Below are 14559 nucleotides of genomic sequence, written 5' to 3'. Positions count from 1 at the left end.
GACCGAACCGATCCGACAAGACGATGTCGATGAAGGCGGCGATCGCCGCCTTCGTCCACGACGGCACCACTGTCTGCCTCGAAGGCTTCACCCATCTCGTCCCGACGGCGGCGGGGCACGAGATCATCCGGCAGGGCCGCCGCGGCCTGACCGTCGTACGGATGACGGCGGACATCGTCGTGGACCAGATGCTCGCCGCGGGCTGTGTGACCCGGCTGGTCTCCTCGTTCGTGGGCAACTCCTCGGCGGGCTCGCTCGGTGAGCTACGCCGGCGGGTGGAGCACGCGGATCCGGCGCCCCTCGCCTTCGAGGAGTACAGCCACTACGGGATGGTCTGCCGCTATCTCGCGGGGTCGCAGCGGCTGCCGTTCTACCCGCTGCGTTCGTACGGCGGCAGCGATCTGCCGACCGTCAACAGCGCTCTGCGCAAGGTCACTTCCCCGTACCCCGGCCCGGACGGCGAGCCCGAGCAGATCTACGTCGTACCGCCCGTCAACCCGGATGTCACGATCATCCACGCACAGCGCGCCGACCGCCGGGGCAACACCCAGATATGGGGGCTGACCGGCATCCAGGCCGAGGCGGTGTACGCGGCCGACAAGGCGATCGTCGTGGTGGAGGAGATCGTCGGCGACGAGGTGGTCCGCGCGGACCCCAACCGCACCCTGGTCCCCGCCCACGCGGTCGACGCGGTGGTCCACTGCCCGCGCGGCGCGCACCCCTCGTTCGCACAGGGCTACTACGACCGGGACAACGCCTTCTACCGGGCCTGGTCCCACATCAGCAAGGACCCGCTGCGGCTCCGGGACTGGCTGGACGAGTGGGTGCACGGCACGGCGGACCACGCGGAGTACGTCGACAAGCTCGGCGAGGACTTCTGGGCGGGGCTCGCGGTCGGCGAGGCTCTGAGCGAGCCGGTCAACTACGGGCGGCGGCTGTGAACGCCTCCGCAGGCAGCGCCGCACGGGGACACCGGGAGGAACGGGCCGTGACCACCACCGCACCGGGCGCCGCCACCGCGTCCGAACTGCTCTCCGTCGTCGCCTCCCGCGAACTGGCCGCGCGCCGGGCCGTATTCGCCGGGATCGGTCTGCCGACCCTCGCCGCCGAGCTGGCCCGGCTGACCGTCGCCCCGGACATCGAGGTGGTGTACGAGTCCGGAGTCTGCGGCGCCCACCCGTCGCACCTGCCGGAAACCATCGCCGACGCGGTCCTGATCACGGGCGCGGAGGCGGTGATCCCGATGCCCACGCTCTTCGGCTGCGTGCTCCAGGGCGGCCGCATCGACGTCGGCTTTCTCGGCGCCGCGCAGATCGACCGCCGGGGCAACCTCAACACCTCGGTCATCGGCGACTGGGACAGCCCGACGGTCCGGCTGCCCGGTTCGGGCGGCGGCGTCGAGGTGATGGCCAACGCCCGGGAGGTCTTCGTGGTGATGCGCCGTCACCACCCGCGCTCCTTCCCCGACGAGCTGGACTTCTGCACCACCCCGGGGCCCGACCGCGCGCTCGCCGAGGGCATCCGCCCGCTGGGCGCCGGCGTCACCCGGGTCATCACCGAGCTGGGCATCATGGCCCGCGCGGGCGTGGGCGGGGAGCTGCGGCTCGTCGCCGTCCAGCCCGGGGTCACCGTGGAGCAGGTCAGGGCCGCGACCGGCTGGGACCTGCGGGTCGCCGACACGGTCGGCAGGGTGCCGCCCCCGACCGAGGACGAACTGCGGCTGCTGCGCGAGGATGTCGACCCGGGCCGTGTGTACCTGCGCTGACCGCCACCCGCCCGCCATCCTTCCCATCGAAAGGACCATGATCACCATGCGTATCAGGATCGTCGGCGCCGGAGCCATGGGCCGGGGCATCGCCCAGTGGGCGGCCACGGCCGGCCACACCGTCGAGCTCTGCGATGTGCGGACGGAGGCGGTGACGGAGGCCGTCGGCTTCGTGCGGTCCATGCTGGAGCGGGCCGTGCAGAAGGGCCGGATGTCCGCCGAGGACGCGGCCGGCGCCCTGGACCGGCTGGTTCCGCTGGACGATCCGTGGGCCGACGGCCCGGACGTCGAGCTGGCCGTCGAGGCCGTACGGGAGGACCCGGACACCAAGGCGGAGGTATTCGGCAGGCTGGAGCAGGCGCTGCCCGCCTCCGCCGTCTTCGCGACCAACACCTCCTCGCTGTCGGTGACCCGGATCGCCGCCGGACTGAAGGATCCGACGCGGCTGGCCGGGCTGCACTTCTTCAACCCCGTGCCGTTGATGCGGATCGTCGAGGTCGTGCCCGGCGCCGCCACACGCCCGGAGATCCCGCCGTTGCTGACCGCGCTCGTGGAGAGCTGCGGACACCGGGCGGTGACGGTCGCCGACACCCCCGGCTTCCTCGTCAACCACGCCGGGCGCGGCCTGGTGACGGAGGCGCTCGCCCTGCTGGAGGAGAGGGTCAGCGACCCGGCGGGCATCGACCGCGTCGCGCGCGACGTGCTGGGGCTGCGGATGGGCCCGTTCGAGCTGATGGACCTCACCGGCCTGGATGTGACCGCCGCCGTCATCGACTCCATCTGGGAGGGCTTCCGCCACGAGGACAGGCTCCGGCCCTCGTATCTGACCCCGAACCGCGTGACGGCCGGGCTGCACGGGCGCAAGACGGGACAGGGCTGGTTCCCGTACGGCTCCGAGGCCGCCGCGCCCACGCCGGAGGCGCCGGTCACCGGCGACCCGGGCCGGCCGGTGCACGTCGTCGCCGCGTCCCCGGCCGGGGACGCGGACGCCGCCGCGCTCCGCGACGCGCTGACGGCGGCCGGCGCCACGGTCGAGTCCGGCCCTCGGCCGTCCGAAGGGGCGCTGGTGCTGGTTCCGGTATGGGGTACCACGGTCGCCTCGGCCGTGGCCGGGCACGGGCTGCCCGCGGGGCGCACCTTCGGGGTGGACCCGTTGCCCGCGGCCGGACGCCGCCGGGTGCTGGCCGTGACCCCGGCCGCGGAGCCGGCGGCGGCGAGGGACGCCCGCGCGGTGCTGGCGCGGGCCTCGGACGGCGGCGAGCCGTTCGCGGTGTCGGTGGTACGGGACACGGCGGGCTCGGTCGCGCAGCGGCTGCTGGCGTCGATCGTGTCGGTCTCGGCGTCGATCGCGGAACGCGCGCTGGCCACGCCCGCCGACATCGACGTGGCGGTGGCGGCCGGTCTCGGCTACCCGGTGGGCCCGCTGGCCTGGGGCGACCGGATCGGCGCGGCCCGGATGCTGGAGCTGCACCGGGCGCTGCACGCCACGACGGGCGACCCGCGCCATCGCCCGACTCGCTGGGTCACCGAACGGGCCGCCCTCGGCCTGGCGCTGACGGACCCGGGCACCTCGCCGGCGGACTGCCTGGGCGGCGACGGGGCCGGCGCGGTGTGAGCGGGACCGGGTGACCTGACCGATTCGTTCAAGACCGTGGGCCGCCCCCCGGCCTACGGTCGGCCCATGACTCCACGACTCGACGCGATCTCCCTCACCACCGCGGATCTGGGCGCCTCGCTCGCTTTCTACCGCCGGCTCGGCCTCGACATCCCCGCCGACGCGGAATCCGCCCCCCATGTCGAAGTGACGCTGCCGGGCGGGCAGCGGCTGCTGTGGGACACCGAGGACGTGGTCCGCTCCTTCGACCCGGAGTGGGCCGCGGCGAACGGCGGGGAGCGGCTCGGCCTCGCCTTCCTCTGCGACAGCCCGGCAGAGGTCGACTCCGTCTTCGCCGAGCTGACCGGTGCCGGGTACGGGGGCCATCTGAAGCCGTGGGACGCGGTGTGGGGCCAGCGCTACGCGGTGGTCCTCGACCCGGACGGCTGCGCGGTGTCGCTGTTCGCCGCCGCCGACGCCTGAGGGCTGTCCCGCACTTCCTGGCGGGCGAGCGACGGCAGCTCGGGGGCGAAGTACGCGGTCAGGGTGGTGCCGCCCAGTTCTCGCATCTCCCGCGCGAGGTGGGCCTGGTCGGCGCAGCCCGCCGCGAGCGCGGCCTCGGCGTACGGCGTCCCCGACCGTACGAGCGCCAGCGCCCGTTGCAGCCGCAGCACCCGGGCGAGCGTCTTGGGGCCGTACCCGAAGGCGGTCAGCGAGCGGCGGTGCAGCTGACGGGCGCCGAGGCCGACCGTCCGTGCCGTCTGCGCGACGGTGCGGCCGCTGTCCAGGTGCGCGGCGACGGACCGCATCGCCGGGTCCGGCGGCCCGGCGTCCGCTGCCCGGCGGACGGCGATGTCCTCCAGCGCGGCCGCCGGATCGGCGGCGCCGGCGACGCGCTCGGTGAGCTCCCTGACCAGGGCCCCGGGCCACAGGTCGGCCAGGGCGACGCGGCGGTCCCGCAGTTCGTGCGCGGGTACGCCCAGCAGGGCGGGCGCCGTGCCGGGTGCGAAGCGGACGCCCGCGTAGCTGCCGCCGTCCGGTCCGGACGGGGTTTCCGCGTGGGTGTCCGGGCCGGCGACGCGGAGCCTGCCGCCGATCCAGAGCAGGTCCATGCAGCCGTCGGGCAGCACCGGATGGACCGCTCCCGTGGGCACGGTCAGCGTCCAGACCTTCGCACCGTCCACGCGCGACGCGCGCTCTTCGTACCTGTCGCCCATGGCACTAGTCTCGTTCCCCGACGGAGAACGGGCACCATCGCACCCCGGGGGCGGTCATGGCGGCACTGATGCAGTTCACCACCGACAGCGGCGAGACGGTGACGGTCGAGGTCGACCGGCACGCTCCGGGCGCCCAGCTGGTCGCGCGCGACGGGCATGCGCTGGCCCGGGCGGAACGGACCTTCGACGAGGCGCTCCAGGGCATCCGGTCGGCGGCTCAGTCCGCGCTCGCGGTGTTCCGGGACGGGTCCCTGAAGCCGGACGGGGTGGAGCTCGAATTCGGGGTGAAGATCACCGCCGAGGCCGGGGCGGTCATCGCCAAGAGCGCGCTGGAGGGCCATCTGACGGTCAAGCTGTCGTGGTCGCCGGACTCGTCCGCCGAGGCGCCCGCGGCCCCGGGTGCCCCTCCCGCCGTCTGACGGGCCGGCCCGCGCTCACTCGTCCTGGGACGGGGGCTTGTCGGCGTCCTTCTCGCGACTCGGCTGGAGCCGGGACTTCACGTCGTCGGGCGGCAGGAACCGCGACCACCGCTCCGGGAACTCGGACGGCATGTACGGGCTGTCGCCGTCGTCGCCGTCCCCTTCGTCGTCGTACTGGCTGCCGTAGCGGCTCTCCGCCTGGGCGCGGGCCACGATCTCGGCCGCCTGCACCGCGCGCACCCGGTCGTTGGCGGCGCGGGCCGCCGCGGTCGCCACCGACGGCCACACCCGGTCGATGGCCGCGTTGACCGCGGCGCCCACCAGCACCGCGAACGCGGAGATGCCGATCCACAGCAGGACGGCGATGGGGGCTGCCAGGGACCCGTAGATCGTCGGCCCCTCGACCGTACTGGTGAGGTAGATCCGCAGCAGGAAGCTGCCGATCACCCACATCGCGAGCGCCATCAGGGCGCCCGGCATGTCCTCGATCCACGGCGAGCGGACGGGGACGGACACGTGGTAGAGCGTCGTCAGGAAGGCGATGGACAGCAGTATCACCAGCGGCCAGTACAGGACGCTTATGACCTCGGTCCCCCAGGGGATGAACTCCACGACCCGGTCGGGGCCGACCACCAGCAGCGGCAGCACGACCGCGCCGAGCAGCAGCGCCACCACGTACAGCAGGAAGGCGAGCATCCGCGTCTTGACGATGCCGCGCTGGCCGTCGAGCCCGTACATCACGGTGATGGTGTCGATGAAGACGTTGACCGCGCGCGAGCCGGACCAGAGCGCGATCGCGAAGCCGATCGAGATGACGTCGGGCCGGGCCCCGGTGGTGACGTCCGCCAGGAGCGGCTCGGCGAAGTCCTTGACGCCGCGCTCGGAGAGCACCGTGTGGGCGGCGCTCAGGATGTTGCGCTCGATGGAGGCGACCGTCGCGGTGCTGGTCCACTCGTCGACGTACCCGAGCAGGCCGATCAGTCCGAGGAGCAGCGGGGGCAGGGACAGCAGGGTGAAGAACGCCGCCTCGGCGGCGAGTCCCAGAATGCGGTACTCCATGCACGAATTGACGGTGTCCTTCAGCAACTGCCAGGCCAGTTGGCGCTTGGACACGTTGCGATAGAGCACTCTGGCCCGGTGGAGCCGGCCCGGTGACCGCTCGGGTGTTTCATTTGCTGCCTGCACGTCCTTACCGTATCGGCATGGCAGCCACCACCCACACAGTGTCCAACCAGGCCCCTCCCCTCCTCGGCTACGACGTCTTCGGCGCGGACCTGGCCCTCGCCGAAGCCGTCGAACGGCACCTTCCGGCGGACGTGCTCGACGATGCGCGGACCGGGCTCGCCGAGCTCGGCCGGTCCGCCGGTTCCGCCCAGTCCGCGCAGTGGGGAGCGCAGGCCAACGAGAACCCGCCGAAGCTGCGGACCCACGACCGCTACGGGCACCGCGTCGACGAGGTGGAGTTCCATCCGGCCTGGCACCGGCTCCTCGGCCACGCCGTCACCGCGGGCCTCACCGATGCCTGGGACCGGCCCGGCGGGCATGTGCGCCGGGCCGCGGGCTTCCTGGTGTGGACGCAGGCCGAGGCGGGCCACGGCTGCCCGCTCTCGATGACGCACGCGGCGGTGCCCGCGCTGCGGACCGAGCCGGCGGTGGCGGCGGAGTGGGAGCCGCTGCTGACCTCGCGGGTGTACGAGGAGGAGCTGCGGCCGGCCGGACAGAAGGCCGGGGCGCTCCTCGGGATGGCCATGACGGAGAAGCAGGGCGGCACGGACGTGCGGTCCAACACGACGCGCGCCGAGCCGCTGTCCGGCGAGGGCGAGTACCTGCTCACCGGGCACAAGTGGTTCTGCTCGGCTCCGATGTCCGACGGGTTCCTGGTGCTGGCGCAGGCCCCCGGAGGGCTGACGTGCTTCCTGCTGCCCCGGGTGCTCCCGGACGGCACGCGCAACGTGTTCGCGATCCAGCGGCTCAAGGACAAGCTCGGCAACCGGTCCAACGCCTCGGCGGAGGTCGAGTTCGACGGGACGTGGGCGCGCCGGATCGGTGAGGAGGGGCGCGGGGTGCGCACCATCATCGACATGGTGGCGGCGACCAGGCTGGACTGTGTGACGGGCTCGGCGGCGCTGATGCGGCAGGCCGTCGCGCAGGCCGTCCACCACACCACGTACCGCAGCGCGTTCGGCGGGGTGCTGGTCGACAAGCCGCTGATGCGCAACGTGCTGGCCGATCTGGCGCTGGAGTCGGAGGCCGCGACGGTCCTCGCGATGCGGCTCGCGGCCGCCTACGACGCCGGGACCGCGAGCGAGTCGGCCTTCCTGCGCCTCGCGGTGCCCACGGCGAAGTACTGGGTGACGAAGCGCTGCACGCCGCTGGTCGCCGAGGCGCTGGAATGCCTGGGCGGCAACGGGTACGTGGAGGAGTCGGGCATGCCCCGGCTGCTGCGCGAGGCGCCGCTCAACTCGATCTGGGAGGGCTCGGGGAACGTACAGGCGCTGGACGTGCTGCGCGCCCTGCAGCGCGAGCCGCTGGCGCTGAACGCGTTCCTCCAGGAGGTGGGGCGGGCGCGGGGCGCCGACCACCGGCTCGACGGGGCGATCAAGGGCCTGCTGACCGAGCTCGCCGATCTCCAGGGGGTCGAGGCGCGCGCCCGCCGGCTCGTGGAACGGATGGCTCTGGTGCTTCAGGGTTCGCTGCTGGTGCGCTGGGCCCCGCCGGAGGTGGCCGACGCGTTCTGCGCGTCACGTCTGGGCGGGGAGTGGGGTGCGGCGTTCGGGACGCTTCCGCACACCCTGGACCTGGCCTCGGTCGTGGAACGGGCCCGGCCCGTGGAGCGCTGAGCGGGGCGGGCCAGCAACAGGGGGTGGTGCTGCGCCGACACGGCACCACCCCCCATGCTGTACACACCGGACTCCGGAGCCGGAACCCCGCTGCTCGGTGTACCGCCACTCTTGTACGACCGGGGGGCCGTCGCCAGAGTTGCAGAGGGTTGCAACCATTGTGTGGAGTTGCGACGCCGGGACCTCGGGAGCGGCAGGATGGCCCTGTGGCGCTTGGCACGGTCCTGGTACACGCCGGCCGTGGCACTGGCACCGAGAGGCCTGAGGGGGAGTCCGACGTGGAGGCAAGTCCTGTCGATGTGATCCGGCCGGCTGGGCAGGAGTCCGACCGCACCACGCGCCTGCTCCACCGTGCCCGGGAGGCGCGGATGGCGGGTGAGCGGACGCCGGTCCGGCCGCGGGCGGAGATCGGGGCCTCGTGGGACCGGGTGCTGCGCAGTGGCATCGACCCGGAGCAGACCACCCAGAGCGTCCTGCTGGAGCAGGAGGAGATCGAGCACCGGCGCCGGAGCTCCGTGCTCGGCGAGGTGATGCCGCTGCTCAGCGATGGTCTGGTGAGCATCGCGGACGCCTCGCAGCAGATCATGGTGGTCACCGATGTGGAGGGCCGGGTGCTGTGGCGCCAGGGCCATACCGCGATCCTGCGCCGGGCCGACGAGATCTGTCTGGCCGAGGGTGCGGCCTGGTCGGAGGAGATCACCGGCACCAACGCGATCGGTACGGCGCTCGCCTCGCGCGCGCCGGTGCAGGTCCACTCCGCGGAGCACTTCGTCCGCAGTCTGCACGGGTGGACGTGCGCGGCCGCGCCGGTACGCGATCCGCGGGACGGCCGGCTGATGGGGATCGTCGACATCAGCGGCCCGGCGAGCACGTTCCATCCCACGACGCTCGCCCTGGTCGGTTCGGTGGCCCGGCTCGCCGAGAGCGAGATCAGGGTCCAGCACCTGCGGTCGATCGACCGGCTGCGTTCGGTGGCGGCGCCGATGCTGAGCCGGCTGGGGGGCCGCGCGCTGGCGGTGGACGGCAACGGCTGGCTCGCCGCGGTCACCGGAATGCCGCCGGTGGAGCGGCTGCCGCTGCCGAAGTCCGTGCAGCCGGGCCGGGTGTGGCTGCCCTCGCTCGGGATGTGCCGGGTGGAGCCGCTGCCGGGCGGCTGGCTGGTGCAGGTGGCGGACGGCGCGATGGACAGTCCGCCGCGCCGGGTCGTGCTGGATCTGAGCCTGCAGAGCGGTCTCCTGGTGAACGTGGTGAGCCCGGTGGGCACGTGGACGCAGCGGCTCTCCCCGCGTCATGCCGAGCTGTTGTACGCGCTGGCCCTGCACCCCGAGGGGCGTACGGCGTCCGAGCTGGCGGAGGACATCTTCGGTGATCCGACCAGGACGGTGACGGTCCGGGCCGAGATCTCGCGGCTGCGGCGCCATCTCGCGGAGGTGCTGGCGCACCGCCCGTACCGCTTCGGTGAGGGCGTCGAGGTGGAGGTGATCGGCCCGGAGCACCCGGGCGATCTGCTGCCGCGGTCGAAGGCGCCGGTGGTGGTGGCGGCCCGCGGCGCCTCCTGAGCGCACTGTTCCCGCAGGTCCGGGGCGTCCGTTCCGCGGGACCGGCTTGGGCCGGGGCCGTGGGGCGTGGTTCCCTGGCAGTCATGAGCAACCCCGCGCGTCCTTCCGATCCCGCCCTCGCCGAGGTGACCGTCTGGTCCCTGGAGCAGACCTCCCCCGACGACCTGCAGCCCGCGGCGGCGCCGGGACCGGACGTGCGGATCGTCCGGTCCGAGGTGCCCCTGCCGGAGTTCAGCCGGTTCCTCTACACGGCGGTCGGCGGCGACATCCAGTGGACGGACCGGCTGTCGATGACGTACGCGCAGTGGCAGGAGGTGCTGGACCGGCCGGGCGTGGAGACCTGGGTGGCCTACGTCAACGGGACGCCGGCCGGATACGTGGAGCTGGACCCGCAGGACGACGGCGTGGTCGAGATCATGTACTTCGGTCTCCTCCCGGCCTTCCGGGGACGCCGGATCGGGGGGCACCTGCTCGCGTACGGGGTGGCCCGGGCGTGGGACCTGGCGGAGCGGTGGCCGGAGCGGCCCGCGACGAAGCGGGTGTGGGTGCACACCTGCTCCAAGGACGGTCCCCACGCCATGGGCAACTATCTGCGCCGGGGCTTCCGGCTGTTCGACACGCGGACGGAGCTGGAGCCCGACGTCGCCACCCCGGGTCCTTGGCCGGAGTCCGGCCGGACGCTGCTTCCTTAGCCGCCCCCCCTTAGCCGCCCCCTCAGCCGCCCCGCGTAAGAAATGCACATGGTTGTCCGGTTTTCCGGTCGGCCCGCGCCCGTCCCGCACGTGACGGGCGCCACATCGTCTCACCTTTCGGGACAGTCTCGTCCACATCATGGATAGTGGTGGACTGCTCCGAGACCCGCGTGACACGCTTCCGTCATGTCTGGAACTGGAATTGCCTTGGTGAGTCGACGCCACGTCGACCTCGGCCGCATGTCCAGCGCCATCTGTCCGGCGAGCTGAGAGTCCCAGCACCGCCGCGCTCACCCTTTCTCTGCAAACCCTGCGCACCGCCGCGCCTCGACGCGAGTGTGCAGTTCAGAGCCGCCCTCCTGCAGTCCCGAAGGACGTACCGTCATGGCCGCTACCCCGGAACAGCCTGCGCCCGCCGCACCTCGCCGCAAGGCGGGACGCCACCGTGGCGAAGGTCAGTGGGCCCTGGGGCACTACACCCCGCTGAACGGCAATGAGCAGTTCAAGAAGGACGACGACAGTCTCAATGTGCGGACACGCATTGAGACGATCTACTCCAAGCGCGGCTTCGACTCGATCGACCCCAACGACCTTCGCGGACGCATGCGCTGGTGGGGCCTGTACACGCAGCGGCGGGCCGGCATCGACGGCGGCAAGACGGCCGTCCTGGAGCCCGAGGAGCTCGAGGACAAGTACTTCATGATGCGGGTCCGCATCGACGGCGGAAGGCTGACCACCGCTCAGCTCCGCGTCATCGGCGAGATCTCCGAGGAGTACGCCCGCGGCAGCGCGGACATCACCGACCGTCAGAACGTCCAGATGCACTGGATCCGCATCGAGGACGTCCCGGCGATCTGGGAGAAGCTGGAGGCCGTCGGCCTCTCCACGACCGAGGCGTGCGGTGACTGCCCCCGCACGATGATCGGCTCCCCGGTGGCGGGCATCGCCGCCGACGAGATCATCGACGGCACCCCCGCGCTGGACGAGATCCACGAGCGCTACATCGGCAGCCCCGAATTCTCCAACCTGCCGCGCAAGTTCAAGACCGCGATCTCCGGCTCCCCGGTGCAGGACGTCGTGCACGAGATCAACGACATCGCCTTCGTCGGCGTCGAGCACCCCGAGCACGGCCCCGGGTTCGACCTCTGGGTCGGCGGCGGCCTCTCCACCAACCCGCGACTGGCCGAACGCCTGGGCGCATGGGTGCCGTTGGACGAGGTCGCGGACGTGTGGGCCGGGGTCGTGGGGATCTTCCGCGACTACGGCTACCGCCGGCTCCGCAACCGCGCGCGGCTGAAGTTCCTCGTCGCCGACTGGGGCGTCGCCAAGTTCCGCCAGGTACTGGAGGACGAGTACCTCAAGCGTCCGCTGCTGGACGGCCCCGCTCCGGCGGAGCCCAGCAGCCGGTGGCGGGACCACATCGGCGTCCACGCGCAGCAGGACGGCCGGTTCTACGTGGGCTTCGCGCCCCGCGTCGGACGGGTCGACGGCTCCACCCTCGCCAAGATCGCCGACCTCGCGGAGGCGCACGGCTCCGGCCGGGTGCGGACCACCGTCGAGCAGAAGATGATCATCCTCGATGTGGAGCAGGACCGGGTCGAGTCCCTGTCCGCAGGTCTGGAAGCGCTCGGATTCCAGGTGAAGCCGTCCTCGTTCCGCCGGGGCACGATGGCCTGCACCGGCATCGAGTACTGCAAGCTGGCGATCGTCGAGACCAAGGCGCGCGGCGCCGCGCTCATCGACGAACTGGAGCGCCGCCTCCCGGAGTTCGACGAGCCGCTCACCATCAACATCAACGGCTGCCCCAACGCCTGCGCCCGTATCCAGACCGCGGACATCGGCCTCAAGGGCCAGCTGATGCTGGACGACGAGGGCAACCAGGTGGAGGGCTACCAGGTGCACCTGGGCGGAGCGCTCGGCCTGGAGGCCGGCTTCGGCCGCAAGGTCCGCGGCCTGAAGGTCACTTCGGCCGAACTCCCCGACTACGTCGAGCGGGTCCTCCAGAACTTCCGGAAGGAGCGCGAGGACGACGAGCGCTTCGCGACCTGGGCCGCCAGGGCCAGTGCGGAGTCGCTGTCATGAGCGAACGCGCCGCGCCGTTCCACTGCCCCTACTGCGGCGACGAGGACCTGCGCCCGCACGAGGCAGGGCACGGGGCCTGGGAATGCGCCTCCTGCAACCGGGCGTTCCAGCTGAAGTTCCTGGGCCTGCTGACCCGGGGGCTTCAGCGCAACGACGGTGAAGGGGACGGGATATGACGGACACTCTGCACGCCGGGGAGCTTTCCGCAGCCGAGCTCGAGGAGCTGGCCGAGCGCGCGGGCCGGCAGCTGGAGGACGCCTCCGCACTGGAGATCCTCCAGTGGGCCACCGAGACCTTCGGCAAGCGGTTCTGTGTGACCTCGTCGATGGAGGACGCGGTCGTCGCGCACCTCGCCTCCCGGGCCCTGCCCGGCGTGGACGTCGTCTTCCTCGACACGGGCTACCACTTCCCCGAGACGATCGGCACCCGGGACGCGGTGGAGGCGGTGATGGACGTCAACGTCATCACGCTGACCCCGCGGCAGACCGTGGCCGAGCAGGACGCCGAGTACGGACCGAAGCTGCACGACCGCGACCCGGACCTCTGCTGCAAGCTGCGCAAGGTCAAGCCGCTGGAGGAGGGCCTGACCGCGTACGCGGCCTGGGCGACCGGACTGCGCCGCGACGAGTCCCCGACCCGGGCGAACACCCCGGTGGTCGGCTGGGACCAGAAGCGGCAGAAGGTCAAGGTCTCGCCGATCGCCCGCTGGACCCAGGACGACGTCGACGCCTACGTCGCCGAGCACGGGGTGCTCACCAACCCGCTGCTGATGGACGGTTACGCCTCCGTGGGCTGCGCCCCCTGCACCCGGCGGGTGCTGGAGGGCGAGGACGCACGGGCCGGACGCTGGGCCGGGCGCGGCAAGACCGAATGCGGGCTGCACGACTGATGACGACTGATCAGGAGACTTCGATGAGCGTGACGGAGACGGGAGCCACCGTCTGGCTGACCGGTCTGCCGAGCGCGGGCAAGACCACCATCGCGTACGAACTCGCCGGGCGGCTGCGCGGCGAAGGCCACCGGGTGGAGGTGCTCGACGGTGACGAGATCCGCGAGTTCCTCTCCGCGGGCCTCGGCTTCACCCGCGAGGACCGCCACACCAACGTCCAGCGGATCGGCTTCGTCGCCGAACTGCTGGCGGCCAACGGCGTGAAGGTGCTGGTCCCGGTCATCGCCCCGTACGCGGACAGCCGGGACGCGGTCCGCAAGCGGCACCAGGCCGAGGGCACCCCGTATCTGGAGGTGCACGTCGCCACTCCGGTCGAGGTGTGCTCGGTACGCGATGTGAAGGGGCTCTACGCCAAGCAGGCGGCGGGCGAGATCAGCGGGCTGACCGGGGTGGACGACCCCTACGAGGCGCCCGAGTCGCCCGATCTGCGGATCGAGTCGCACCGGCAGACCGTGCAGGAGTCCGCGGCGGAGCTGTACGCGCTGCTGAGCGAGAGGGGTGCAGCGTGACGACCGTCGCGACTGTGTCGGAAGGCACCGCCAACCCGTACGCACTCAGCCACCTGGACTCACTGGAGTCCGAGGCGGTGCACATCTTCCGTGAGGTGGCGGGGGAGTTCGAGCGGCCGGTGATCCTGTTCTCCGGCGGCAAGGACTCGATCCTGATGCTGCACCTGGCGCTCAAGGCGTTCGCGCCGGCGCCGGTGCCGTTCACGCTGCTGCACGTGGACACCGGGCACAACTTCCCCGAGGTCCTGGAGTACCGCGACCGCACGGTCGCCGAGCACGGGCTGCGCCTGCACGTCGCCTCCGTCCAGGAGTACATCGACGCCGGGAAGCTCCGCGAGCGCCCCGACGGCACCCGCAACCCGCTGCAGACCGTGCCGCTCACCGAAGCGATCCAGCAGCACCGCTTCGACGCCGTCTTCGGCGGCGGCCGCCGCGACGAGGAGAAGGCGCGCGCCAAGGAGCGGGTCTTCTCGCTGCGCGACGAGTTCTCCCAGTGGGACCCGCGCCGCCAGCGCCCCGAGCTGTGGCAGCTCTACAACGGCCGGCACGCCGCCGGTGAGCACGTCCGGGTGTTCCCGATCTCCAACTGGACCGAGCTCGACGTATGGCAGTACATCGCGCGGGAGGGCATCGAGCTCCCGCAGATCTACTTCGCCCATGAGCGCGAGGTCTTCAACCGTTCCGGCATGTGGCTGACCGCGGGCGACTGGGGCGGGCCCAAGGAGCACGAGAAGACCGAGACGCGCCAGGTGCGCTACCGCACGGTCGGCGACATGTCCTGCACCGGCGCCGTCGACTCCGACGCCACCACGCTGGACGCCGTGATCACCGAGATCGCCGCCTCCCGGCTCACCGAGCGGGGCGCGACCCGCGCCGACGACAAGATGTCCGAGGCCGCGATGGAAGACCGTAAGCGCGAGGGGTACTTCTAAA

At 72.2% G+C, this 14559-nt stretch carries 16 protein-coding genes; 14 read left to right on the top strand and 2 right to left on the bottom strand.

Going from position 1 to position 14559, the window contains the following annotated elements:
- Positions 1-23 precede the first annotated feature (23 nt).
- The 4 genes from E6R60_RS00620 to E6R60_RS00605 all read left to right on the top strand — a co-directional run bounded on the left by E6R60_RS00620 (position 24) and on the right by E6R60_RS00605 (position 3842).
- The gene (locus tag E6R60_RS00620; RefSeq protein ID WP_136324871.1) at positions 24-941 is read left to right on the top strand and encodes a CoA-transferase; all 918 of its coding nucleotides are present in this window, start codon (positions 24-26) and stop codon (positions 939-941) included.
- A 47-nt stretch (positions 942-988) separates the two neighbouring features.
- A complete protein-coding gene (locus tag E6R60_RS00615; RefSeq protein WP_136324348.1) occupies positions 989-1765 on the top strand; it encodes a CoA-transferase in 777 nt (258 codons plus the stop codon).
- A gap of 46 nt (positions 1766-1811) precedes the next feature.
- Complete coding sequence (locus tag E6R60_RS00610; protein WP_136324347.1) at positions 1812-3380, top strand: 3-hydroxyacyl-CoA dehydrogenase; 1569 nt, start codon at positions 1812-1814, stop codon at positions 3378-3380.
- Positions 3381-3446: 66 nt separating this feature from the next.
- Complete coding sequence (locus tag E6R60_RS00605) at positions 3447-3842, top strand: VOC family protein (RefSeq protein WP_136324346.1); 396 nt, start codon at positions 3447-3449, stop codon at positions 3840-3842.
- On the opposite strand, the gene E6R60_RS00600 is transcribed toward E6R60_RS00605, so the two are convergent.
- On the bottom strand, positions 3779-4576 hold the full coding sequence (locus tag E6R60_RS00600; RefSeq protein ID WP_136324345.1) for a DUF6597 domain-containing transcriptional factor: 798 nt from the start codon (positions 4574-4576) through the stop codon (positions 3779-3781). The two genes, E6R60_RS00605 and E6R60_RS00600, sit on opposite strands and share 64 nt — an antisense overlap.
- A 56-nt stretch (positions 4577-4632) precedes the next feature.
- On the opposite strand from E6R60_RS00600, the gene E6R60_RS00595 reads away from it, so the two are divergent.
- Complete coding sequence (locus tag E6R60_RS00595; protein WP_136324344.1) at positions 4633-4995, top strand: CU044_2847 family protein; 363 nt, start codon at positions 4633-4635, stop codon at positions 4993-4995.
- Positions 4996-5010: 15 nt separating this feature from the next.
- Here the strand turns inward: E6R60_RS00595 and E6R60_RS00590 are convergent, their stop codons facing one another.
- Positions 5011-6123 (bottom strand): YihY/virulence factor BrkB family protein, encoded by a 1113-nt coding sequence (locus tag E6R60_RS00590; RefSeq protein WP_136324870.1) that lies wholly within the window; start codon positions 6121-6123, stop codon positions 5011-5013.
- 74 nt (positions 6124-6197) lie between these two features.
- Between E6R60_RS00590 and E6R60_RS00585 the strand changes: the two genes are divergently transcribed.
- From E6R60_RS00585 to cysD, 9 genes are all read left to right on the top strand, one after another.
- Positions 6198-7835: an acyl-CoA dehydrogenase family protein gene (locus tag E6R60_RS00585; protein ID WP_136324343.1), complete on the top strand. Its 1638-nt coding sequence runs from the start codon at positions 6198-6200 to the stop codon at positions 7833-7835.
- Positions 7836-8203: 368 nt separating this feature from the next.
- Positions 8204-9394, top strand: a complete 1191-nt coding sequence (locus E6R60_RS00580; protein ID WP_136324869.1) for a helix-turn-helix domain-containing protein — start codon at positions 8204-8206, stop codon at positions 9392-9394.
- Positions 9395-9477: 83 nt separating this feature from the next.
- Positions 9478-10086 carry a GNAT family N-acetyltransferase gene (locus E6R60_RS00575; RefSeq protein WP_136324342.1) on the top strand — a complete coding sequence of 203 codons (609 nt, stop codon included), beginning with the start codon at positions 9478-9480 and terminating at the stop codon, positions 10084-10086.
- Between the two features lie 186 nt (positions 10087-10272).
- Positions 10273-10356 (top strand): putative leader peptide, encoded by an 84-nt coding sequence (locus E6R60_RS37910; protein WP_309486338.1) that lies wholly within the window; start codon positions 10273-10275, stop codon positions 10354-10356.
- A 114-nt stretch (positions 10357-10470) separates the two neighbouring features.
- Positions 10471-12168, top strand: a complete 1698-nt coding sequence (locus E6R60_RS00570) for a nitrite/sulfite reductase (protein WP_136324341.1) — start codon at positions 10471-10473, stop codon at positions 12166-12168.
- A complete protein-coding gene (locus E6R60_RS00565; RefSeq protein WP_136324340.1) occupies positions 12165-12344 on the top strand; it encodes an IS1 family transposase in 180 nt (59 codons plus the stop codon). Before E6R60_RS00570 ends, E6R60_RS00565 begins: the two co-directional genes overlap by 4 nt.
- Positions 12341-13057: a phosphoadenylyl-sulfate reductase gene (locus E6R60_RS00560; protein ID WP_136324339.1), complete on the top strand. Its 717-nt coding sequence runs from the start codon at positions 12341-12343 to the stop codon at positions 13055-13057. The genes E6R60_RS00565 and E6R60_RS00560 overlap by 4 nt, the downstream gene beginning before the upstream one ends.
- Positions 13057-13626, top strand: coding sequence for an adenylyl-sulfate kinase (cysC, locus tag E6R60_RS00555; protein ID WP_136324338.1), 570 nt, complete (start codon positions 13057-13059; stop codon positions 13624-13626). Before E6R60_RS00560 ends, cysC begins: the two co-directional genes overlap by 1 nt.
- A complete protein-coding gene (cysD, locus tag E6R60_RS00550; protein WP_136324337.1) occupies positions 13623-14558 on the top strand; it encodes a sulfate adenylyltransferase subunit CysD in 936 nt (311 codons plus the stop codon). The genes cysC and cysD overlap by 4 nt, the downstream gene beginning before the upstream one ends.
- Position 14559: the final 1 nt, after the last annotated feature.

It is taken from the genome of Streptomyces sp. A0642 (genome assembly GCF_004795105.1).
GTDB lineage: Bacteria > Actinomycetota > Actinomycetes > Streptomycetales > Streptomycetaceae > Streptomyces.
The sequence above is the reverse complement of the archived record's forward strand: the minus strand, read 5'-3'. Positions and strand labels throughout refer to the sequence as shown.

Coding starts and splice junctions, on each gene's coding strand:
- E6R60_RS00575 (WP_136324342.1), top strand. CDS start 9,478: ATGAGCAACCCCGCGCGTCCTTCCGATCCCGCCCTCGCCGAGGTGACC.
- E6R60_RS00605 (WP_136324346.1), top strand. CDS start 3,447: ATGACTCCACGACTCGACGCGATCTCCCTCACCACCGCGGATCTGGGC.
- E6R60_RS37910 (WP_309486338.1), top strand. CDS start 10,273: ATGTCTGGAACTGGAATTGCCTTGGTGAGTCGACGCCACGTCGACCTC.
- E6R60_RS00595 (WP_136324344.1), top strand. CDS start 4,633: ATGGCGGCACTGATGCAGTTCACCACCGACAGCGGCGAGACGGTGACG.
- cysC (WP_136324338.1), top strand. CDS start 13,057: ATGACGACTGATCAGGAGACTTCGATGAGCGTGACGGAGACGGGAGCC.
- E6R60_RS00570 (WP_136324341.1), top strand. CDS start 10,471: ATGGCCGCTACCCCGGAACAGCCTGCGCCCGCCGCACCTCGCCGCAAG.
- E6R60_RS00585 (WP_136324343.1), top strand. CDS start 6,198: ATGGCAGCCACCACCCACACAGTGTCCAACCAGGCCCCTCCCCTCCTC.
- E6R60_RS00565 (WP_136324340.1), top strand. CDS start 12,165: ATGAGCGAACGCGCCGCGCCGTTCCACTGCCCCTACTGCGGCGACGAG.
- E6R60_RS00610 (WP_136324347.1), top strand. CDS start 1,812: ATGCGTATCAGGATCGTCGGCGCCGGAGCCATGGGCCGGGGCATCGCC.
- E6R60_RS00620 (WP_136324871.1), top strand. CDS start 24: ATGTCGATGAAGGCGGCGATCGCCGCCTTCGTCCACGACGGCACCACT.
- E6R60_RS00560 (WP_136324339.1), top strand. CDS start 12,341: ATGACGGACACTCTGCACGCCGGGGAGCTTTCCGCAGCCGAGCTCGAG.
- E6R60_RS00600 (WP_136324345.1), bottom strand. CDS start 4,576: ATGGGCGACAGGTACGAAGAGCGCGCGTCGCGCGTGGACGGTGCGAAG.
- E6R60_RS00580 (WP_136324869.1), top strand. CDS start 8,204: ATGGCGGGTGAGCGGACGCCGGTCCGGCCGCGGGCGGAGATCGGGGCC.